Source organism: Paenibacillus sp. 2TAB26, assembly GCF_052115145.1.
Classification (GTDB): Bacteria; Bacillota; Bacilli; order Paenibacillales; family Paenibacillaceae; genus Pristimantibacillus.
This window is the reverse complement of sequence record NZ_JBFRGC010000009.1, coordinates 225,980-247,942: the sequence shown is the minus strand read 5'-3', so window position 1 is coordinate 247,942 and position 21,963 is coordinate 225,980. Positions and strand designations below refer to the sequence as shown.

General features: G+C 44.1%; 15 protein-coding genes. 14 read left to right on the top strand and 1 reads right to left on the bottom strand.

What is annotated here, in order from left to right:
• Window positions 1–6 precede the first annotated feature (6 nt).
• The 14 genes from sigI to AB4Z50_RS12290 all read left to right on the top strand — a co-directional run bounded on the left by sigI (window position 7) and on the right by AB4Z50_RS12290 (window position 20,746).
• Window positions 7–831, top strand: a complete 825-nt coding sequence (sigI, locus tag AB4Z50_RS12355) for an RNA polymerase sigma factor SigI (RefSeq protein ID WP_441879202.1) — start codon at window positions 7–9, stop codon at window positions 829–831.
• Window positions 828–2,147 carry an anti-sigma-I factor RsgI family protein gene (locus tag AB4Z50_RS12350; protein ID WP_441879200.1) on the top strand — a complete coding sequence of 440 codons (1,320 nt, stop codon included), beginning with the start codon at window positions 828–830 and terminating at the stop codon, window positions 2,145–2,147. Before sigI ends, AB4Z50_RS12350 begins: the two co-directional genes overlap by 4 nt.
• Before the next feature lie 198 nt (window positions 2,148–2,345).
• Entirely contained in the window at window positions 2,346–3,716 is a 1,371-nt protein-coding gene (locus AB4Z50_RS12345; RefSeq protein ID WP_076268001.1) for an ATP-binding protein, read from the top strand.
• A 232-nt stretch (window positions 3,717–3,948) separates the two neighbouring features.
• Window positions 3,949–5,472 carry a leucyl aminopeptidase gene (locus AB4Z50_RS12340; protein ID WP_441879198.1) on the top strand — a complete coding sequence of 508 codons (1,524 nt, stop codon included), beginning with the start codon at window positions 3,949–3,951 and terminating at the stop codon, window positions 5,470–5,472.
• Window positions 5,473–5,564: 92 nt separating this feature from the next.
• Window positions 5,565–6,272, top strand: a complete 708-nt coding sequence (locus AB4Z50_RS12335) for a DNA alkylation repair protein (protein WP_441879196.1) — start codon at window positions 5,565–5,567, stop codon at window positions 6,270–6,272.
• A gap of 166 nt (window positions 6,273–6,438) precedes the next feature.
• Window positions 6,439–7,443 (top strand): acetylxylan esterase, encoded by a 1,005-nt coding sequence (locus AB4Z50_RS12330; RefSeq protein WP_441879194.1) that lies wholly within the window; start codon window positions 6,439–6,441, stop codon window positions 7,441–7,443.
• Window positions 7,444–7,736: 293 nt separating this feature from the next.
• Complete coding sequence (locus AB4Z50_RS12325) at window positions 7,737–10,652, top strand: 2-oxoglutarate dehydrogenase E1 component (RefSeq protein WP_339207570.1); 2,916 nt, start codon at window positions 7,737–7,739, stop codon at window positions 10,650–10,652.
• 6 nt (window positions 10,653–10,658) lie between these two features.
• On the top strand, window positions 10,659–11,879 hold the full coding sequence (gene odhB / locus AB4Z50_RS12320) for a 2-oxoglutarate dehydrogenase complex dihydrolipoyllysine-residue succinyltransferase (RefSeq protein WP_441879192.1): 1,221 nt from the start codon (window positions 10,659–10,661) through the stop codon (window positions 11,877–11,879).
• A gap of 228 nt (window positions 11,880–12,107) precedes the next feature.
• Window positions 12,108–13,910, top strand: coding sequence for a histidine kinase (locus AB4Z50_RS12315; RefSeq protein ID WP_441879190.1), 1,803 nt, complete (start codon window positions 12,108–12,110; stop codon window positions 13,908–13,910).
• The gene (locus AB4Z50_RS12310) at window positions 13,903–15,192 is read left to right on the top strand and encodes a response regulator (protein ID WP_441879188.1); all 1,290 of its coding nucleotides are present in this window, start codon (window positions 13,903–13,905) and stop codon (window positions 15,190–15,192) included. The genes AB4Z50_RS12315 and AB4Z50_RS12310 overlap by 8 nt, the downstream gene beginning before the upstream one ends.
• A 169-nt stretch (window positions 15,193–15,361) precedes the next feature.
• Entirely contained in the window at window positions 15,362–16,807 is a 1,446-nt protein-coding gene (locus tag AB4Z50_RS12305) for an ABC transporter substrate-binding protein (protein WP_076267994.1), read from the top strand.
• Window positions 16,808–16,913: 106 nt separating this feature from the next.
• On the top strand, window positions 16,914–17,819 hold the full coding sequence (locus AB4Z50_RS12300; protein ID WP_441879185.1) for a carbohydrate ABC transporter permease: 906 nt from the start codon (window positions 16,914–16,916) through the stop codon (window positions 17,817–17,819).
• On the top strand, window positions 17,816–18,691 hold the full coding sequence (locus AB4Z50_RS12295) for a carbohydrate ABC transporter permease (RefSeq protein WP_441879183.1): 876 nt from the start codon (window positions 17,816–17,818) through the stop codon (window positions 18,689–18,691). The genes AB4Z50_RS12300 and AB4Z50_RS12295 overlap by 4 nt, the downstream gene beginning before the upstream one ends.
• A gap of 243 nt (window positions 18,692–18,934) precedes the next feature.
• Window positions 18,935–20,746 carry a PAS domain S-box protein gene (locus tag AB4Z50_RS12290; protein ID WP_441879181.1) on the top strand — a complete coding sequence of 604 codons (1,812 nt, stop codon included), beginning with the start codon at window positions 18,935–18,937 and terminating at the stop codon, window positions 20,744–20,746.
• Here AB4Z50_RS12290 and AB4Z50_RS12285 read toward each other — a convergent pair.
• Window positions 20,738–21,952 carry an MFS transporter gene (locus AB4Z50_RS12285; RefSeq protein WP_441879179.1) on the bottom strand — a complete coding sequence of 405 codons (1,215 nt, stop codon included), beginning with the start codon at window positions 21,950–21,952 and terminating at the stop codon, window positions 20,738–20,740. The two genes, AB4Z50_RS12290 and AB4Z50_RS12285, sit on opposite strands and share 9 nt — an antisense overlap.
• Between the last annotated feature and the right edge of the window lie 11 nt (window positions 21,953–21,963).

Genomic DNA, 21,963 nt, shown 5'->3' with positions numbered 1-21,963 from the left:
AGTGAGGTGGAGCGGTTGTTACTTGTTTTGTTCAAACGCTTTCTGCGGAAGTCTGTTTCTGCCAAAGCAGCAGAGGATGAGCAGAAGCTCACTCCAGAACAATGGGTTGCTCATATTCATGAAGGTGACGAGCTGCTGCGTGAGCAGTTCATAGCAGACTATAAGCCATATATAATGAAAGTTACAAGTCGATTTTGTAAACGGTATATCGATCCGAGTCGAGATGATGAATTCAGCATAGCGCTGCTCGCTTTTAATGAAGCCATCAATCAATTTTCCAGCAGTGCTGGAAAATCATTTCTCGGATTTGCTGAAACCGTCATTCGTCGTCGGCTTATTGACCATGTCCGGAAAGAACAGAGGCATTCTCAGGTTGTGCCTTACAGTATGTTCGACTCAGAGGATGAGGAGCAGCCTCAATATAATTCAGTCGAGACAAGACAAGCGATGACTGCATTTGAAATGAAGCGCACAGAGGACGAGAGAAGGCTTGAGATCACTGAGCTTAATCAAGAGCTTTTGCGATTTGGCATTTCCTTTGCAGAATTGGTAGACAATTCTCCCAAGCATACCGATTCAAGAAAGCTGTTGATTGGTATCGCGCAAACGCTCGTAAGTGAAACGGATTTATTAGATTCTTTAAGGCAAACAAATAAGTTGGCTGTAAAAGAGCTGACCGAAATGTGCGGCGTTTCCCGCAAAACGGTGGAAAGAAATCGAAAATATATTATTGCTATCGCACTAATCATTTCTGGGACATACCCTTACATGCATGATTATTTACATATATCCGATGAGCGCATCGTCGAGAATAAGGAGGCAAGCAAATGAAACGTGGAGTCGTTATGAGCATTCATAAGCAGTATGCAGTTGTGATGACGGCAGACGGTCAATTTTTGCAGGCCCCTATTCAGGGAACTACACAAATCGGAGAAGAAGTGACATTCGAAGAAGAGTTTAAGAAGCGCGTCATCCAGAGGCCGATTTATTGGTATGGGAGTGCTGCCGCTCTTATTTTGATTCTGTTTGTTCCACTTTTATTTTTCATGCAAAGAGACTCACAATCCGTAGTTGCTTACGTGAGCATGGATATTAATCCAAGCGTAGAGCTAGGCGTCGATGAAAACGAGAAAGTACGTGAGCTTCGCGCACTTAATGAAGATGGAGAAGTCATTATTAAAGGGCTCAAATACGCAGGTATTCATGTGGAAGAGGTTGCTGCTTCTATTTTGGAGAGGGCTAAAGGCTCACATTATCTGGATACGCCAAACAAGGATATTTTTATTACGAGTGTTTTATTAGACGACAATTTTGCGAGTAAAGGCGATTTTGAGAATATTTTGACGGGAAAAGTCGACGAGAAACTGAAAATGCTGCTCGCTCAGCTTGAAGCAGAAGCAGCAACTGCTACAATTACAACGTTGTCGCTGCCTAATGAGGTGCGTGAGGAAGCAGCTATAAATGGTATTTCTTCAGGCAAGATGGCCGTATATTTAATGGCAAAGGATGAAGGCTACAGTATCGAATTGGAGCAATTGAAAAAGCAATCCATCGATCAGGCAACAGCGTCTATCGGCGGAGTAAAGACAATTGTAAGCAATGCGGGAGATACGAGCAAAGAAAAGCTCAAGAAGCTGGTAGCACTGGAGAAAGAGGATAAGGTTAAGCAGCAAAAGGAAGAAACAAAGACGAAACCGAAACCGATTAAACCGACTACGACTCCAACTGCAAACAAGCCTGTAAAAGTGGAAAAACCAAATAAGCCTGTCGTTAGCGGAGTAAATAAAGGCAACGCAACTAATAAGCCAAATAAAAACGGGACATGGGGCAACAAGCCGGTAATTACGCCAGGGAAACCAACGAAGCCAGTTCAGCCTACAATGCCGAGCGGCGGTAAAAACGATCATAACGATGACGACAAAAATAATAACAATCATAATCATGATCGAAATAATAATGATGATGACAATGATCGAAATCGAGATCGCAATGATAGCAACAATAATCGCAATAATAACGAAAACAGTCATCAAGGCAAGCAAGAAAATGATAATTGGAAAAATCGATATGATGATAAAAAAAATAAGGAATGGAAGCATGATTGGGATAGATGGTATAAAAGTCGGGGGAGCAACAATAATGATTAGACTTCCGATATAAAAATGAACAAATAGCAGGAAATGAATGCAGTAGGCTAAAGTCCTAGATGACTTTCGGGCAGACTTTTTGCCTATTTACGGTGCATAATTCGACAGGATTTCCGATTGACAGCGATTGTAAACTCGCCCTATGATTAGTAGTAACTGTAACCGTTATTTATAGATGCTGCCGGGGAGGAGTACAAGATGTTGGCCATTCGAAAGCGCTATTTCCCGGCGCTTGCCGAGTATATTCGGAGTGGTAAGGAAGTATCATTATTCCATGCTAACGAGCTTGGCAAGGAGCTTTACGGAATAAACCCTGAAGAAATTATTGCCGTACATGAGGAATGCATACAGTCTTTGGCTGCAAATGTTGACTCGGAGGAGGCTGTGCGATTATATAATCGTTCCTTTGTTTTTCTAATGGAGATTATGGTTGCTTGCCGATTTCGTTTGCAGCCAGAGAGATCAACGGAGCAAAAATTCACTGAAATGCGAGAGATGCTTTTCAGGTCCAACCGCTCCTTTGAACGAGTCAAAAATAAGTATGAAAATGTTTTGCAGCACATGGACAGCGGAATTGCTTTGTTTGATAGTGATGGAATTTTATCGTTTATTAATGTACAAATGGCCAAGCTGCTCGACATCCCTCGGAAAACATTAATTGGTTGTACGATAAAGGAAATATTAAGACATCGGCGGCTTACTAGCAGCACGAAGCGAACAGTTCTTAGACTCTACAAAGAAATGTTTCTCATGCATAGCAAGTATTATGAGTTCCAACACAAAGATGGTAAACATCTATTGGTAACGGTTACATACGGTGATCAGTTAGACGGTGATTTTTTAATTAGCGTGAAGGATGTTTCTGAATATAAGCAAATTGAGCAGACGGCATTGCAAAACGACAAGCTTGCCATGCTTGGGAAAATTGCTGCTGCAATTGCACATGAAATTCGTAATCCGTTGACAAGCATTCGCGGCTTTATTCAGCTATTGCGGCCATATTTACTGGAAGTGGGCAAAGAAGAATACGCTCGTATTATTTTAACGGAAATCGACCGGGCAAATGATATCATTTATGAATTTCTAAATTCGTCCAAGCCATCAGCACCAATGAAACAATTGGTGTCTATCGATCATTTAATAAAAGAGGTTGTGCTTCTGACCGAAAGTGAAGCTTTGATGCGGAATTGCGAAATTAAAGCGGAGTGTTACTGCTCAGAGCATCTCGTCTCGATTGATGTTAAACAAGTGAAGCAGGTTATTTTGAACATTATTAAAAATTCACTCGATGCGATTGAAGAAGTTCAGAGCGAGCGTAGAGGCCTTATTGATATTATTACGCGTGGAAATGGACAATTTGCCGAAATTATTATTAAGGATAATGGAAAAGGCATGGACAAAGCAACGATGAGCAGATTGTTTGACCCCTTCTTTACGACGAAGCAGTCGGGTACAGGGTTAGGCTTATCGGTAAGCTACAGAATTGTTCGCAATCATAATGGTACGATTAGAGTGGATAGTCAATTAGGGGTAGGGACTGAATTTATTCTGACACTGCCATTAGCTTAATGTTCACTACAAAAGGATTGGCTTAGCTGAATTGAATCGGATGCTCTCCCCCAATCGTGGGCGGGGAGTATTTTGCTTTTTCATATCATGTTAGCTAAGTGACAAGTCTGCAATTATAAACATGGCAAAGAGGAGAACGCTTAGGTATAATGAGTTTGAAAAAAGCGATTGAAACGATTCAAATGAAATGGATTCGGTTAGGCAAATCCATTTGGAGAGCGAGGAAATAATAATGACTATTCAATTTACATACGGGGTTCGCGGTACAGAGCAAGCAAATGTAGATGCGGTTATTCGTTTTGTCAGTAAAAAAGAGTTGACGCAATCAGATGCAGCTACCCCGATCGTACAGCCGCAAATCGATGAAGCGCTTAGAGGACGTTATGCTAAAGGATTGTTTAAAGCGGATTCGGAGCAAACGGAGATTATGCCGACGCTTGGATTGTATCCTGCGTCTCATATCGTGTTTGTTGGCCTTGATCAGGATGGCGGAGCTACGAGCCTGAGGCTTGCAGCAGCGGCTGCAGCCAAAGCATTGAAAAAATTACAGGCGGTAAATGTGCAAGTACTACTGTCTGATGCACTTGTTGAAGGGCCAGCCGAAAACCTTGGAGTGGAGTCAACTGCACAGGCGCTGACTGAGGGCTTGCTGCTCGCGCTTCATGATCGACAGCCGTTAAAACGGGAGAAAGCGGAGCGATTTTCGCTGAAGGAGGTTGCACTCGTACCACAGGGAGCAGCTGCATCCGCAGAGGAAGCCGCTTTATGGACACAAGGGATAACAAAAGGCCGATTGTATGCTGAAGGGGTCATTTTAGCAAGAGATCTTACGAATTTACCTGGTAATGATCTTACGCCAGAACGGTTGGCGTATCATGCAGAGGAATTAGCGCGTGAGCTTGATTTGGAAATTGAAGTCATTGACGAGTGGAGCGCGGCTGAGCAGCGGATGGGCGGTCTATTAGGCGTTGGACAAGGCAGCATAAATCCACCGCGTATGATTGTTATTCACTATAAAGGCAATCCAAATTCAGAAGAGGCATGGGGACTAATCGGAAAAGGAATTACGTTTGATACGGGCGGTATTTCCTTGAAGAGAGCGGAAGGCATGCAGGATATGATTTCCGATATGGGCGGCGCTGCTGCTGTGCTGGGTGCTATTCGCGTCATTGGAGAGCTGAAACCAGCAATCAACGTCATCGCAGTCATTCCGACAGCTGAGAATATGCCTTCGGACCGAGCGATTAAACCTGGAGATGTGCTGCGCATGATGAGCGGCCATACCGTTGAAATTGTGAATACCGATGCTGAAGGCAGATTAGTGCTGGCAGACGGACTTACGACCGCAATTACAAGGGGAGCAACGAAGCTGATTGATGTGGCAACTTTAACTGGTGCCGTATCCGTAGCCTTGGGTACGCACGCAACGGGCGCCATTACAAACAATGACGAGCTCTACAAACAGGTGCAGCTTGCGTCAGAGAGAGCTGGCGAACGAATCTGGCAGCTTCCTTCTTATCCGGAATATAAGCGGCAGATTAGAAGCGATGCAGCAGATTTGAAAAATAGCGGTGGAAGATATGCCGGTACGATAACAGGCGGGTTGTTCATTGGACATTTTGCCGAAGGATTGCCGTGGGTGCATCTCGATATTGCCGGAACTGCATGGCTGGATTCGAGCAGAGGCTGGGAGCCTAAGGGAGCTACTGGCGTTATGGTTAGAACTTTAGTTGAATTAATTGTACAGCAAGAATAAGCTTTGAGATGTGATGATTTGGAGGTTCGCCGCGCATGGCGTACCTCCTTTATTTGCGAAGTAATACGTGGACTAAAATGGAGGGCTGACATATGACCTATGAAGAGATAATGAAGGAATTAGAGCGGCTAGGCAATGAGCAAACAAAAATGACCTTTATTCGTCATGGAGCGATGGAGCCGCTCTTTGGTGTGAAAATCGGTGATTTGAAGAAGCTTGTTAAATATGTGAAAAAAGACGAAGAGCTAGCGCTAAAGCTGTTTGCGTCCAGTAATAGCGATGCGATGTATTTGGCGGGACTTTCAGTTAATCCAAAAACCATTGCTAAAGAGACGCTGCAGCAATGGGTCAAACAAGCTTATTGGTACATGGCAGCAGAATATACGGTAGCAGGTGTCGCAGCGGAAAGTCCTTTTGCCCATGAGCTGGCATTAGAATGGATAGACTCCTCGGAAGAAATGGTGTCCACGTGCGGCTGGAGCACTTATGCGAATTACATCTCTATTACACCGGACGAGCAGCTGGATTTTGATGAAATATGCTTTTTGTTAAATAGAATAAAGGAAACTATTCATACGGAGCAAAATCGTGTTCGTTATACGATGAACACCTTCGTGATGATTGTCGGTATTTATGTCTCGGAGCTGCGTGAAGAAGCAGAGGCCGTTGCAGCATTCATCGGCAAGGTACATGTAGATGTCGGAAATACAGCGTGCAAGGTCCCGTTAGCTAGTGATTACATCCAAAAAACAGTTTCTTTGGGAAAAGCAGGAGTTAAGAAAAAAACATGTATCTGCTAACTGTTTATGCCCTATGGTATATAATGAACAATTCATTTTCAAAAAAGGCTATTTTTGGTTTGGCTCAATGAGTTAAACTTGAGATAGCTTATTTTATTTATGCCTCAAAGAACAATTTCTTTGTGTGTCGGAACGAAAATACATAGTGGAATAGGGGTATACTTATATGCATGCAATAAATAGAAGGAAAAATGATTTATTAGCTTATCGGCCATCCGTAACGATGGATGTTGAAGAGTTAAATCAATACTGGGAAAATGTATTAAACAGCTATGCAGAGAGGCCGCTTGATGTGAGGAGACAAACGGTTGAAACTCCAATCACAACGGTGAGAACGGAGCGTTTAACTTTTAAAGGCGGAGATGATACGCCTATTCACGGGTTATACATCGTACCTCAGCAAGGATTAAACGGTGCGAAGCTGCCTTGTGTCGTTATTTATCAGGGTTATACAGGCGACAAGGGACTACCAGAGCGTTATGCTGCATGGCTGCTGCTAGGATATGCCGTATTTGCAGTTGATGCTAGAGGGCAAGGTGGCGAAACAGGCAACTTGCTAACCTCTGATGAAGGTTTCGTCAAAGGCTGGGTTTCACAGGGAATAACGAATACCGAGCGCAGCTACTACCAGGCGATTACAATGGATGCGGTTAGAGCGGTGGATACAGCTGCCCTACAGGATGAGGTGGATGAGTCGCGGATTGCGGTTGTTGGCGCTAGTCAGGGAGGCGGATTGTCATTGCTTGCTGCAGCGCTGAACACCAAGGTAAGCGCGGTCGTTGCCGATATTCCGAACATGTGCCATATGGATTTTGGCCTAATGAATTCGACGAGCTCGCTTACGGAAATTGCTCAGTACATTAAAAGGTATCCTGAACGGCTTAACGCAGTGCTGTCTACGCTTGCTCATTTTGACCTGTTGAATTTGGCTGAACGCATTAAGGCGCCGGTGTTGATGTCGGTTGGCTGGAAAGATACCGTGTGTATGCCAGAGACCATCTACGCCGTATACAATCGGATACGATCGCTTAAGCAGCTCAATGATTATCCTTTTTCAGGTCATGAGGTAAGCGAATACCAGAACCGAGAATCGATTTTGTTTTTACAGGAAGCGCTGAAAAACGGCCTAAAGCCTTCAATTGATGCAATCGAGCAGCAAGATCAGAATTAATGCTCAATTAGTTGTCCAAAAGAGACAATCAATGCTTCAAATGGATGATATCGATGCCAATATGGTTATGGATGGAGAGCGTACTATGTACTAGAATATATATGAGCTATAAAACGGTGTCCTTGACACATGTTCATTTTTCTTACTTTTCCCTTTGTATGTTAAGGGATTAGTGTTTGCTTGATTATTATTGAAAACGATTTAGGCAAGTGCAAGTTGGCGAGCATGTATGGCGAGCATCGCCTTAGAAAATAATAGGATGGCAATGAATAGAGAGGGTGGAATTTTCTGCAATGAGCAACCATGATGAGCGAAATTATTCGCCTTGGCAAAGCTACTATGGCCCCAACCTTGGGTATGTGCAGGAGCAATACGAGCGTTTCTTAACTGATCCAGACTCCGTAGAGTCTACAGTTCGTGAGCTTTTTGTACGTTTCGGGGAACCTCCGGCTACACTACAAGGAGAAGCTCCGAGCATTACGGCTAAGCCAAGCGAGCAAAAGGCTGCATCACATGCAGCAGCACCTGGTCCGATTGATTCAAATATGTTGAAAAAGGTTGTCGCTGCGCATCAGCTAATGCTGAACATTCGCAGATACGGCCATTTAGCTGCAGATATTGATCCGCTCGGCTTCAGCCCTGCTGCTGATACAAAGCTGCTTGAGCCAGAAACTTTCGGACTTACGCAAGCGGATTTAACTTCTATTCCAGCATCGCTTATTTGGGATAATGCGCCAGCATCAATCTCGAATGGCTGGGAAGCAATCAACCGCTTGAGAGAGATTTATACCCGTTCAGCGGCGTATGAATTTACACATATTCATGATGAGAGTGAACGCAATTGGCTTAACAAACAGGCGGAGTCGGGAAGTTTCCCAGCACCGCTGTCTGCAAGAGAACGTTCAGCGCTGCTTGAGCGTCTAATGGAAGTTGAGTATTTCGAGAACTTCCTGCATCGGACATTCGTTGGACAAAAACGTTTCTCTATTGAGGGCGTAGATATGCTCGTGCCAGTGCTTGATGAAATCGTCCGCTCCGTAGCGCATGATGGAGCAAACCATATCCTTATGGGCATGGCGCATCGCGGTCGTCTCAACGTACTGACGCATGTACTTGGCAAGCCTTATGAGAAAATATTTTCTGAATTTCACCATGCTCCGAATAAAGAGCTTATTCCGTCTGAAGGATCAATGGGCCTTAATTATGGCTGGACCGGCGACGTAAAATATCATCTAGGTGCTGACAGAGCTGTGAAGGAAGGCGAAACGATTCGTGCGAATCTTACCCTTGCGAACAACCCGAGCCACTTGGAATTTGTTAATCCAGTAGTTGAAGGCTTCACACGCGCTGCTCAAGAAGATCGCAGCAAGCGTGGAATGCCTACACAAGATCCAGCGAAAGCAGTGACGATTGCCGTTCACGGCGACGCGGCTTTCATTGGAGAAGGAATTGTTGCGGAAACGCTCAATTTCAACAAGCTGCAAGGTTATCACAATGGCGGTACGATTCATATTATCGCAAATAACCGCCTTGGCTTTACGACGAACAGCATTGATTCACGCTCGACGCATTACGCAAGTGATCTTGCGAAAGGCTTCGACATTCCTATCGTACACGTAAATGCGGATGAGCCGGAAGCTTGCTTGGCAGCAGTACGCCTCGCTTGTGAATACCGTCTCCGCTACAATAAAGGTTTTGTTATTGATTTGATTGGTTACCGTCGTTTCGGCCATAATGAAATGGACGATCCAGAAGTAACACAACCGCTGATGTATGCAAAGGTTCGCAATCATCCGACCGTAAGCGTGCTTTACAGCGAGCAGTTGAAGGGTGAGAAGGCGATTACGGAAGCGCAGGTTGAAGAATTGCGTCAACGTACGAACGGCAAGCTGCAAGCAGCCTATGATGCAATGAAAGCGAAGGAAGGCGAGCCGAAGCTTCGCGGTGAGCAAAACAAAACAACGCTGCCTACAGGCGAGGAAGTACGCACTGCAGTTCCGCTTGAGACGCTTCGTGAAATCAACCTGGAGCTGCTTAACCGTCCAGAGGGTTTCACCGAATATACGAAGCTTCAACGTATTTTGCAGCGCAGAGCTTCAGCTTTGAACGATGGGGAAAAGGTTGACTGGGCACATGCCGAGACGCTTGCATTCGCAACGATTCTTGCAGACGGTACACCTATTCGTCTAAGCGGTCAGGATTCGGAGCGCGGAACGTTTGCACATCGTCACATCATGCTTAATGATAATGCGACGGCAGCAAAGTTCTCGCCGCTGCACATTTTACCGCAAGCGAAAGCATCCTTTGCCGTTCATAACAGCCCATTGTCGGAAACGGCAGTACTCGGCTTTGAATATGGCTACAACGTATTTGCGCCTGAAACCTTTGTTATCTGGGAAGCGCAATATGGTGACTTTGCCAACGTTGCCCAAGTTATTTTTGACCAATTCATTTCAGCTGGCCGTGCGAAATGGTCGCAAAAATCAGGCATTACGATTTTGCTGCCGCATGGCTATGAAGGCCAAGGACCGGAGCATTCAAGCGCTAGACTTGAACGTTTCCTTCAGCTTTCAGCTGATAACAACTGGACCGTTGCGAACCTTTCAACGTCCGCTCAATATTTCCACTTGCTGCGCAAGCAAGCAGCGTCGCTTGGCACGGAGCATGTTCGTCCGCTCGTTCTAATGGCGCCTAAGAGCTTGATCCGTAACCCTCGTGTTGCGTCGCATGGTGTTGCGTTCAGCGAAGGCTCATTCAAGCCGGTGCTTCCGCAATTCAAGCTGACAGAGCCGAAGGAACAGAAGGATAAAGTGAAACGTTTGCTTCTTTGCACAGGTAAAGTAGCTATCGATATTGAAGAGGCGCTTGCATCGACAAATGCTGAAGATTATGAATGGCTGCGCGTTGCAAGAGTAGAGCAGCTGTATCCGTTCCCTCATGCAGAAATCGAACGTATTGTGAAGCAATTCGACAAGCTTGAAGAAATCGTATGGGTGCAAGAAGAACCGCAAAACATGGGGTCATGGAGCTTCATGGAACCGCGTCTTCGCGCATTAGCTCCTAAGAAGGCAGCTGTTCGCTACGTTGGCAGACCTGATCGTTCAAGTACTGCAAGCGGACACCAAGAAGTACATGCCGCAGAACAAAAATGGATTATTTCGACAGCATTGAACGGCAAACCAGTTGAAACAAGTTTGATTAGGGGGTAGTGACTAATGGCTGAAATTATTGTACCGGAACTAGGCGAGTCCATTTCTGAGGGCACAATTACCAAATGGTTCGTGAAGGAAGGCGACTCCGTCAATCAGGGAGATGTCCTACTAGAGCTTGAAACCGATAAGGTTAACATAGAAATTAGCGCTGACAATAGCGGTGTTGTATCTCGCATTGCTAAACAAGACGGAGAAGTTGTACTTGTAGGCGAAGCGATCGGTTCGATTGGAGAAGCAGCGGGCGGCTCAGCCGCACCTGCTGCTCCGGCAGCTGAGCCAGCACCTGTTGCAGCTCCTGCTGCACCAGCTGCTGCTCCAGCGGCGCCTGTTGCCTCTTCTGCAAATGAAAGTGCAGCAACGATTAATGCATCGCCAGCTGCTCGTAAACGTGCTCGTGAGCAAGGCATTGATCTTTCAGCGCAAGGACAAGTTCCTGCTGCTGCACCTGCACCAGCGGTTGCCACTCCGGTTAAATCTGCTCCGCTAACACAATCAGAACCTGCTAACGCAGGCAAAGATGTGAAGCCGACTGAACGCAAACGGATGTCTCGTCGCCGGGTTACGATTGCTAACCGCTTAGTTGAAGCACAACGCACAGCAGCGATGCTGACGACTTTCAATGAAGTGGATATGACTGCGATTCTTGATTTGCGCAAACGCCGCAAGCAAGCTTTCTTCGAGAAAAATGATGTAAACCTAGGTTTTATGTCATTCTTTACGAAAGCTGTAGTTGGTGCGCTTAAAGCATTCCCGCTGCTTAATGCTGAAATTGACGGCGAAGATATTGTTACGAAAAAATTCTATGATATCGGCATTGCAGTATCTGCAAAAGAAGGTCTTGTCGTTCCGGTCGTTCGTGACGCGGACCGTCTAAGCTTCGCTGAAATCGAGAAAAATATCGTTGAGCTTGCTGGCAAAGCAAGATCAAACACGCTTGCTATTTCGGATTTGCAAGGCGGAAGCTTCACTATTACGAATGGCGGCGTATTTGGCTCCTTGCTGTCCACGCCAATTCTTAATGCACCGCAAGTTGGTATTCTCGGCATGCACAAAATTCAAATTCGTCCAGTAGCAATCGATGACGTTCGTATGGAAAACCGTCCGATGATGTATCTTGCATTGTCTTACGATCACCGGATCGTAGATGGCAGCGAAGCGGTTCGCTTCCTCGTAACCGTCAAAGCGCTTCTAGAGGATCCAGAAGCACTTCTTCTCGAAGGCTAAATATAAAGCATCACATTAGAGACTGTCCTTTAAGTAGAGTGATCTACTCAAAGGACAGTCTCTTTTTTTTGCGGTTAGGATGGCCATTTTATTATGTTATGAAAAAAGATGTCGAAAAAAGATCTGAATATCGATTACAATAAACATAATATTGAACATGGAAGCGGGCGTATTATCGGCTACAATTAAGATTTAAGAAGTATTCAATGGAGAGAGGCTGCATAATAGATGCGAGAATCCTTTACTAATCTCACAATGCTCCAGCGGTTCATCGCGTTGTTTATTGCACTAGTCGTTATACCTGTTATTTTTATGGATTGGGTTGTCTCGCGCAATGTCGCAGAAATTACGGAACGGCAAGTGGGTTCGACGCTGGTGAAGTGGGTGGAATCGAGTCATGTAACGATTGATCGAACAATCATGCATATGGAAGAGACCATGAATTCGATCATGTTGACCAAGGAAATTCAGGAAATGCTTAATATCCCGTTGTCTTCATCCTACGAGCGTTTTAGACGATTCACGTCTCTGGATGAGATGCTGCTCAAACAAACATCTCCTAAAATAGCGTATTCTTTTTTCATGCCGGATTCTGAAAGCCTTTACTCTTTTGTGCCTTCTTTGGATATGCAGACGCGAGGCATCTACTTCTCTACAAATGTGGATGCGCTTCCATGGTATAAGGAGGCTTATCGTGCACAGGGACGGGGAGTGCTGAAGGTACTGCATCAATTCGGAGATAATCCGTCCGATCTGGAGACGCTTGTTATGGTTAAACAAATGAACAGCATAACGAATGGGCGATCACCAGAAGCTGGGTACTTGATCGCGTCGGGACTTGAACGTGTGCTGGCAAGTGATCTTGATCCTGATAATGTGGCGAAGGATGGCGAATTATTGATTTTAAATGAAGATAATACGATCATCTCAACAACAAGCAACTACTCCATCGGAAAGATCCTCCCGTTGCCGGACTACGTATCGAATTCCAAAGGTGGATATTATACGCTAGAGGTTGATGGGAAAAAGTGGCTATATGCCATTCATCAAAGCGAGCAAAGTAAAACAAAGCTGCTCTATAAAACACCGCTGCAATCTATAATCGGCGATCATGAGGTTATTGAGCAGCTCGTTTATTATTCGATGATGGGTTATTTTCTGCTCTTGCTCCTATTAGGTGTTTACTTTATTCGTTCCATCGTTCGTCCAATTTCTAGACTCGCTAGGCATACACGCTCTTATGAGCCAGGCAAACCGCTTGGCTTAACACAATATCCACAGCGAACCAAAGATGAAATCGAGATTTTAAACAATAATTTCATGGATATGACAGAGCGGCTAAATGAAACGATCCACGATAAATATGTGCTTGAGCTGAAGCAAAAGGAGGCGGAGCTATCGATCCTTCACTCACAAATCAATCCGCATCTGCTGTACAATACGCTGGAGTCTATTTATTGGCGGATGACGCTTGAGGGAACGGACGAGTCAGCGGAAATGGTACGTGATCTGTCTCTTGTTATGCGAATTGGCCTTAGCCGTGGCAAATCATTAATTACGATTGAAGAAGAGCTGCAGCATGCAGAGGCTTATGTAAGGCTGCAGCTAAAACGTTATGATTATAATTTTAATGTCAATTGGATCATTCAAGAGGAAGCTAAGAGCTGTCTAATTCCGAAGGTTGTACTGCAGCCGCTTATCGAAAATGCAATCGTGCATGGCATTAAACGAATGGATAGTGATGGTGAGCTATGGATATCAATCAAGTTGGAGCTGGATTGCATCGTCATCGCAATAGAAGACAACGGATATCGCTTGAAGGATGTTGCGCACATTTATGATATTTTGGAAGGCAGAAATCCTGATGCGGGATACGGCATTCGAAACGTCAATAAACGAATTCAATTGCATTTTGGCGAGTTATTCGGTTTGGAATATGCTTTGCGTGCGGAAGGCGGGCTTCGGGCTCAGCTTACGATACCAATCTCACATACCATAGATGACCTCATGAGGGAGGAAGAGCATGTATAATATACTGATTGTTGATGATGAACCGATGATTTGTAAAGGGATCAGCTCAATATTAAGGCAGTCGGATATTCAAATCGGCGAGCTGTTTACGGCTGGCAATGGCTTTGAAGCTTTGGATTATTTTCGATTGGAAAAAATAGATTTGATCATTACAGATATTCAGATGGAGCATATGAACGGCATTGAACTCATGGAAACGATATTTGTAGAAAATAGTGCGGTCCCGATTATCGTGCTGTCAGCGCATGGAGAGTTTGCTTATGCTCAGAAAGCAATGAAGTTCGGCGCCAAAGAGTATATCGTGAAGCCAGTCATGCCGAAGCAGCTTATTCAAATAGTTGGAGGTTTGCTAAGACATAAGGAAAGTGAGCTTCGTACGGCATCTGATGCTGCGTTCAACCGCAAGTTTTATTTGGAGGAAACGAATCCAAAGCAGCATATGCTGCTTAACGAGTTAATTACGGAAGGGCTTGGCGAATCGGAGGTTGAAGCTTTATTTCAATCATTAGGATTAAAAATGGATGGCCCCTACTTCAGTTTATTTACGATCCAGCTGCATTTGAAAAACGCTGGTAAAACGGATAAAGACATTCAGTCCTTGCGTGATCGGAATTTGCTTAAGTATGCCTGCTACAACGTGGTAGAGGAAACGATCAGCAGCTGGGATAAGTTATTGTTTTATTCACCGAATGGAGCTCTGACTGTCGTGCTGCAGCTTTCAGCGAAGGAGCTGGACCATTCAATGAGGAGCAGCCTGCTGACGACGATCGGACAACAGCTTCATGCGCATCTGCTGGAATACTTAAATGTCCAATGCACGATTGGGATTAGTACGATTAAGGAAGGGCTGTTCAGTTGGGCAGAGCTTTATAAGGAAGCGATATCCGCGTTAAAAATGACAGAGGTTCATCATGACCATCATGTGTTTTTGGCTGAGGATATGTCAGACAAAAAATCTACAGAGGATCATAATGGAGATATTCAGGAAGCGAGAGGCTACATAGACAAACATTTTAGTAAAAAAGGAATGAAGCTGCAAGACATTGCTGACGCCGTTCATCTAAGTCCTAATTATTTGAGCTATTTATTTAAAAAGGTGCTTAATATTACGATATGGGATTACTTGACGAAGCAAAGAATGGAAGCGGGAAGAAGGCTGCTGCTTACGACTGATATGCGGAGATACGAGATTGCAGATGAGATTGGTTATGAGTCGCCGGAGCATTTTAGCAAAATGTTTAAAAAGTATTTCGGCTATAATCTATCAGATTTAAAAAAATAACATTTCTGCTCGTGCTGCTGCGCGAGCAGTTTTTATATGTCGAACGATATGTCGAAATCATAACAGCGCACACCTTAACCGTAACAGCGACCATCGTGTAGAGAGAAGAAGCTGACTTATAATGAGGATGCAAGCAACAAAAGACCTAATTGAGAGGGGAACTAACACGATGAAGATCAGGGGAATCGTAATCAGCATGCTCGTATTGATGATTGTACTAGCAGGCTGCAGCGGCGGCAGTAACAATGGCGGGAATAAAGGAAAAGAAGAAAATGCTGGAAAAGCAACAAATGCAGCTGTAAATAAAACAGAGGAGCAACCAGCAACTGAGAAACCAGCAGAGCCTGTTGAAATTACAGTTCAAGGCCAACCGCCGGATAGAACAGAAGCTATAGAGCAGTTGAACCTGAAAATTGAGCGTTTCAAAAAAGCAAACCCTAACGTTACGATCAAAACGGATGATTGGCAGTACAATCCATCTGAAATCGGAATTAAAATGGCTGCTAACAATGCGCCAACAGAGTTTAATGCTTATTTGACAGAAGGACGTGTTCTAGCAGAAAAAGGCTGGGCAGCTGATGTTACGAGCCTTATTGAAAATTGGAAAAACAAAGATGATTTAAATCCAATTATGACTGGTCCGTTCTCCGTTGACGGTAAAATTTATGGTATTCCAGTAGATGCTTATGTTATGACAATTACGCTTAACAAGAAAATTTTCGAAGAAAAAGGCGTTCCGCTTCCATCGCTTGATTGGACTTGGGAAGAGCTGATTGAAACGGCGAAAAAAGTAAACGATCCGGCTAAAGGTATTGCTGGCTTTATCCCAATGGGCAAAGGCACAGAAGCAGGCTGGAACTGGACGAACTTCTTGTTTGCAGCGGGCGGCGACATTCAAACGGTTGAGAACGGCAAAGTAAAAGCAACATTCAACAGTGAACAAGGTTTGAAAGCGTTGGAGTTTTACAAGCAGCTAAAAGATGCTGACGTGCTTCCGAAAAACTGGGCTCTAGGCTACGGCGATGCACTTAACCTGTTTAACCAAGGCCGTGGTGCAATGGTTATGTGCGGAAGCGGCAACGCAGCGGATGCAGCTATCAACACAGGTGGTATCAGCAAAGACGACGTCGTTATTTATCCGATCCCATCCGTAACTAAAGGCGGCAAGCACACTGGCGTACTAGGCGGTAGCTTCAAAGTCATCAACCCTAAAGCAGATGCTGCACAGCAAAAAACAGCATTTGACTGGTTGACTTCGGAGTATTTCACTGACGAATTCATTAATGCAATCGATGGAGAAGTCACTACACGTAAAGCAGAAAACAAAGTATATATTCCACAAACGATTTTCTACTGGACACCAGAATCCGAGTTCGGTAAAAAATGGGATACGATGTTGGCTAAACACGACAACGTGTTCACATATGACCCTGCTTTGATGGCTTTGCTTGATGGTAAGCCAGAGCCGCAGTATGAAACACAAGCTTTCTATGCTGAAATGGCTAACGTTATTCAAAAAGTATTCACGACAAAAGATGTTGATTTGAAGAAAGTGTTGGATGAAGCAGCAGCTAAAGTCCAATCGGAATTCTACGACAAAATTACGATCCAATAATAAGCCGCGACACCAAGGGCCAATACCAATAACCTCGGTATTGGCCCGTTTTTTTTCAAATTAGAAGTGATCATAAGTATCGCTGCACCTTGGGAGGGGGAGAATCATGGCAACACAAACGATTGCATCAACGATAAGCACGAAGAAAAAGCGAAAGTGGAACCTCTATATGTGGGGGGCCTTGTTTGTACTTCCCGAAATTATCGTTTTCTTGCTCTTTCTCTGGATTCCTATTATTAAGGGAGTTCTGTTCAGCTTTCAAGAGGTGGATTTCGTTAAAGGGAATGTTTTTGTTGGTCTGCAAAACTACATCGATATTACGAGTTCAAGTGACTTTTATATCGCAATAAAAAATACGCTGTATTATATGGGGCTTTGCGTAGTCATTGGCTTTTGGGTGCCTGCTGCAGTTGCTATTGCTGTATCGGAGCTCAGAAGATTTCAAGGACTAGCTCGCGTTGCGGGTTATTTGCCAAGTGTAATACCAGCTATCGTGCTATATGGCATGTGGGTTTGGTTTTATGATCCGATCGGTCCAATTAATGCATTTCTGATGGGCATCGGATTGCCGACAATTGATTTTTTTACAAAAGGCATGTCCATGATCTCGATCGTTATTATGGAAACGTGGCAAAACTTTGGGGGCGCGGTGCTCATCTATTTGGCTTCAATCGTCGGCATACCGCGGGATCTGTATGAAGCTGCAGAAATCGACGGTGCAAGCGTATGGCAGCGAATTAAGTTTATTACACTGCCTAATTTGCGCTCATTGCTGTTCCTGATGTTTTTACTGCAAATCATAAACACCTCACAAAGCTTCCAAGCACAACTGGCTATGACTGCCGGAGGTCCGGACAACGCGACCTTAACTTATATGCTGCTTATGAACAGAAATGCATTCACTTATTTGGATTTTGGCAAAGCAACAGCAATGGGTACGATGATGTTCGCCGTTATGATGGTGCTCTCCTTCTTCTACCTGAAAGTGCAGAATAGGAGTGAAAAAGGATGAAAAATACCGAGCGTTCCATAATCTCGTCATTTGATTTCAAACGTTGGCAAGTAAAGCTTGGTTACGCTGTGATGGTGCTTTTTATCGGCATAATCATTGTATCCATGCTGTATCCCTTTCTGAATACGCTGCTTAGCTCTCTGAAGACGACTGGGGAATTTTTTGCTTTCCCTGCGCCGTTTTTCCCAAAGGATTGGCTGTGGCATAACTATATTGATGCATGGCATGTTATTCCGATGCTTAATTTTTTGAAAAATACGCTGATGATTTTTATTGGAACGGTCATTTTCGCGCTTGTCTTTATTGGCATGACGTCATTCGCGTTGTCACATATGCGGGTACCTTTCAAGAAAGTGGTTATGCTGTTTTTCTTGTCTACTCTGATGATTCCATCTGCTACTTATTTAATTCCAAACTTCCTTAACTTGCAAAGCTTAGGTTTGCTAAACAGTTACTGGGCCTTTTGGCTTCCAGCAGGCGCAAATGCTTTTTATTTGCTGCTCATGAAAAACTTTTTCGATGGACTGCATAAGGAACTGTTTGAAGCAGGCAGAATTGACGGAGCTAGTGAGTTTCTATGCTTCATTAGAATCGCGATTCCTTTGTCGGTACCTATCCTAATGACGCTTATCATCTTCTATTTCTCCAGCACATGGAATGATTTTTATTGGCCGTCACTTGTTATGCTGGAGAAGGATATGTATCCTCTTGCAACAGGTATTTTCAGATATGTGGTGTATTCCGGCTCTACGATTCAGTGGAACGTGAAGTTTGCGGTGCTTTCGATTACGATGGTTCCGCCGCTAATATTTTTCCTTATTTTCCAGCGTTACATCATGGGTGGACTTAATGTAGCTGGGGTGAAAGGTTAACATTTCATCAGCTAGAGTTTTAGCTGCACGGGGCTTTATGAATGAGTAGTAAAACGAATTAATGATTCTCTTATAGACATTGCCGCTAATCGATACATTTGCTGGCGGCAATGTTTTTTTGTATTTTAAAATTGAAGTTGAGCAGGAAGAAGGCTGAAGATGTTGAAAGTAATCAACAGGATGAAGCTGCTTGTTGAAATGAGATGAGATGAGGGGATTAAAATCGTCGAGGTTAATGAACAATTGAGGGAAAGCGAAGAGAGATATCAGCATTTAGTTCATATGCTTCCTGACGGGCTTATTGTTGTGTTAGAAGATAATATTGTTTTTGCTAATCAAGCAATGCTAACTATGCTGGGCATTAGCAATTTCGATGATATTATTGGAGACCCCATAAACAAATTCATACATCCCGAGTTTATGGAGCGGTTTCCAGCTATGATCAACTATTTGATTCTAGAGGCTAATCCTTCTACGTTTACCTATTACGAGCTGCTTCGTCTGGATCAGCAAGTGATAGAGGTTGAAATGAGAGCAGTAGCTGTGAAATTTGATGGTAAAAATGCGGTCCAGCTTATTATTCATGATATAACCAAGCAGAAGCGAATGGAAGCCTCCTTGCTCGAGAAGGAATATTTATATAAAAGCTTGATGGAAAACGTTGTAGCAGGTGTATTCGTAGGGCTAAGGGATAAGATTGTTTATGCCAACCCGTATCTAGCGGAGATGTATGGTTATACGGTAGAGGAGATGTACGCCATCTCGATAAACGATTTGATGGATCAGGATGAAATCAATACTCACAAAAGCAAGATTTTACGTGGAATGGGTATTGGATTAAGTCAATTCCCTATCAAAAGTAAAGGAATAAAAAAAGACGGCAGCCGCATCTATTTGGAGGGAAACAGTACAGTTATTATGTTCAATGGAGAACTGTCCTTGCTTGGAACAGTTCAAGACGTTACACCTAAACGTGAAAAAGAAAAATTGTTAATGGAAAATGCCAAGTTGTATCAAAAAATTATAAAGTTTGTTCCCGAGCCGATCGTTATGAGTGATCATGGGATCGTGCTTTACGCGAACAAGCTAGCTTTGGAAGTGCTAGGAATTGAATCGGAAGCAAAGATAATCGGAACAAGTGTGTTCGAATTTATTCATCAGAGCCACCATGCATTAACGCTTGAGAAAATGCATCTCATTATGTCGACGGACGAGGCAACACCTTTTGAGGAACGTGTTCTTATTCGTACGGACGGAAAATTACTGGATGTGGAAGTTTCAAGTATCCGAATTAACAATTATTTGGGCAAGGATGTCATGCTCAGTGTGATTCGTGATTTGACCGACCGCAAACGCTCGGAGGAGGTTCTTATTCGTTCGGAGAAGCTGTCGGCAATTGGTCAGCTTGCCGCAGGAGTAGCGCATGAAATTCGAAATCCATTAACAGCGCTAAAGGGCTTTACACAGCTATTAAGCAGTAAATACCCAGAGAATCCGCATTATTTTTCTATTATGGCTAATGAAATTGACCGTATTACTTTAATCGTAAATGAGTTTATGACGTTAGCGAAGCCGCATTTCGCGAACTATCGCAGCGAACCTCTAGAGCCGATACTGCAAAGTGTATTATCTTTGCTGGAAACACAAGCTATTCTTATAAATGTGGAGTTGAAGGTTTGTTTTGACCATACACGGCCGAGTATATTTTGTAATGTGGACCAGCTTAAGCAGGTTTTTTTGAATATTATTAAAAACGCGTTAGAGGCAATGCCGCAGGGCGGCGAAGTTGTTGTGACGGTTGCAAGCTTGGAGGATGGCTTTGCTCATATCCGAATTATAGATGGCGGTCCAGGTATACCGGAGGAGCTTATTTCGAAAATCGGCGAACCTTTTCTGACAACGAAAGAAAAAGGGACTGGGCTTGGCATAATGATCAGCAACCGCATTATTGAAGCGCACAAGGGTACGCTTCAAATTAGCAGTGTGATGAACGAAGGAACAGTCGTGGAAATTATGCTGCCTGTTGAGGATCAGCTAACGATAGGCCTAGGATGAGCTATAGGCGTTATCATCTGATATAGCCAACAATCTTTTACGTTTATGGTGAAGTGTGAAATAAATGACGGAAGATAAGGCAATTATAATGGCACAAAGTATATACATAACGCTGTACCCGTAGCTTGAAGCCAAGGAGCCAAGCGTGTAGGATCCAATGCCATATCCAAGGTCGAACAGCAAATAAAACGTTGCTGTAGCGAGCCCTCTGCGATGAGCCGGAGCAGCAAGCACGGCTATGGTCTGAAAGCAAGGCAGCAGGGCTCCGTATCCGAGGCCAATGACAGCACCGGAAACAAGCAGAATAACGGGCGAGCTTGCTTGGCTAAGCAGCAGCATGCCGATGGCAAATATAACGATGCTGGGATATACAATGACATGTTCTCCTACACGATCAAGCAATTTACCGACAAGCGGACGAGGCAATACAATCATAATGCCGAAGCACACGAAGAAATAGCTGGCATATTGATCAATAGCCTGTTCATGAGCATAAACCGACATAAACGTTACGAGCCCGCTGTAGGCGAACGCGACTACAAACCCGCTAAGTGCAATGGGAACAGCTTTCTTCTCTACAAGATCGCGCCAATGCAGCTTGCTCTTCGTTTTTATGATCGGTTGTTCAGCTTTGGCAGCGGCAGATTTCTTGGCTGTTGAAGCGCCTAGGATGAAGGAGATGAGCGCGCACACCGCGCATAATGCGAACATCGCTGTAAAGCCGCCATGCGTTGTTATCGTTAAGCCAACGAAAGGGCCGATGACCATCGCGAGGCTCATAAATAAGCTGAAGTAACTTATTCCCTCTCCTTTGCGATGCTCGGGTATGATTCCGATTGCAGTCGTATTTGTAGAGGTAGTTGCGATAGCGAACGTGCCGCCATGAAAAAAACGAACCAGCAGCAGCATCGCGTAGCCAAAAACACCTAAGTATGCGATCGAAAACAATAGAAACAGCAGCAATGAAATAATAACGATCTTCCGTTCCCCATAACGGGTCATCAATTGGCCAGCGAAGGGCCGAAGCAGTACTGAGGCGATAACGAAAACAGTCATCGATAATCCGGCTTGCGTGTCAGATCCTCCAAGCCCATTGGTCACATAAACGGACAACGCTGTTGCTAATGTATAAAAAGCAAAAAATAGAAAAAAGCTGCTTAAACATATTTTAATGAAGTCGGCGCTCCATAGTTTATTCGTATTCATTATAGTTTCCC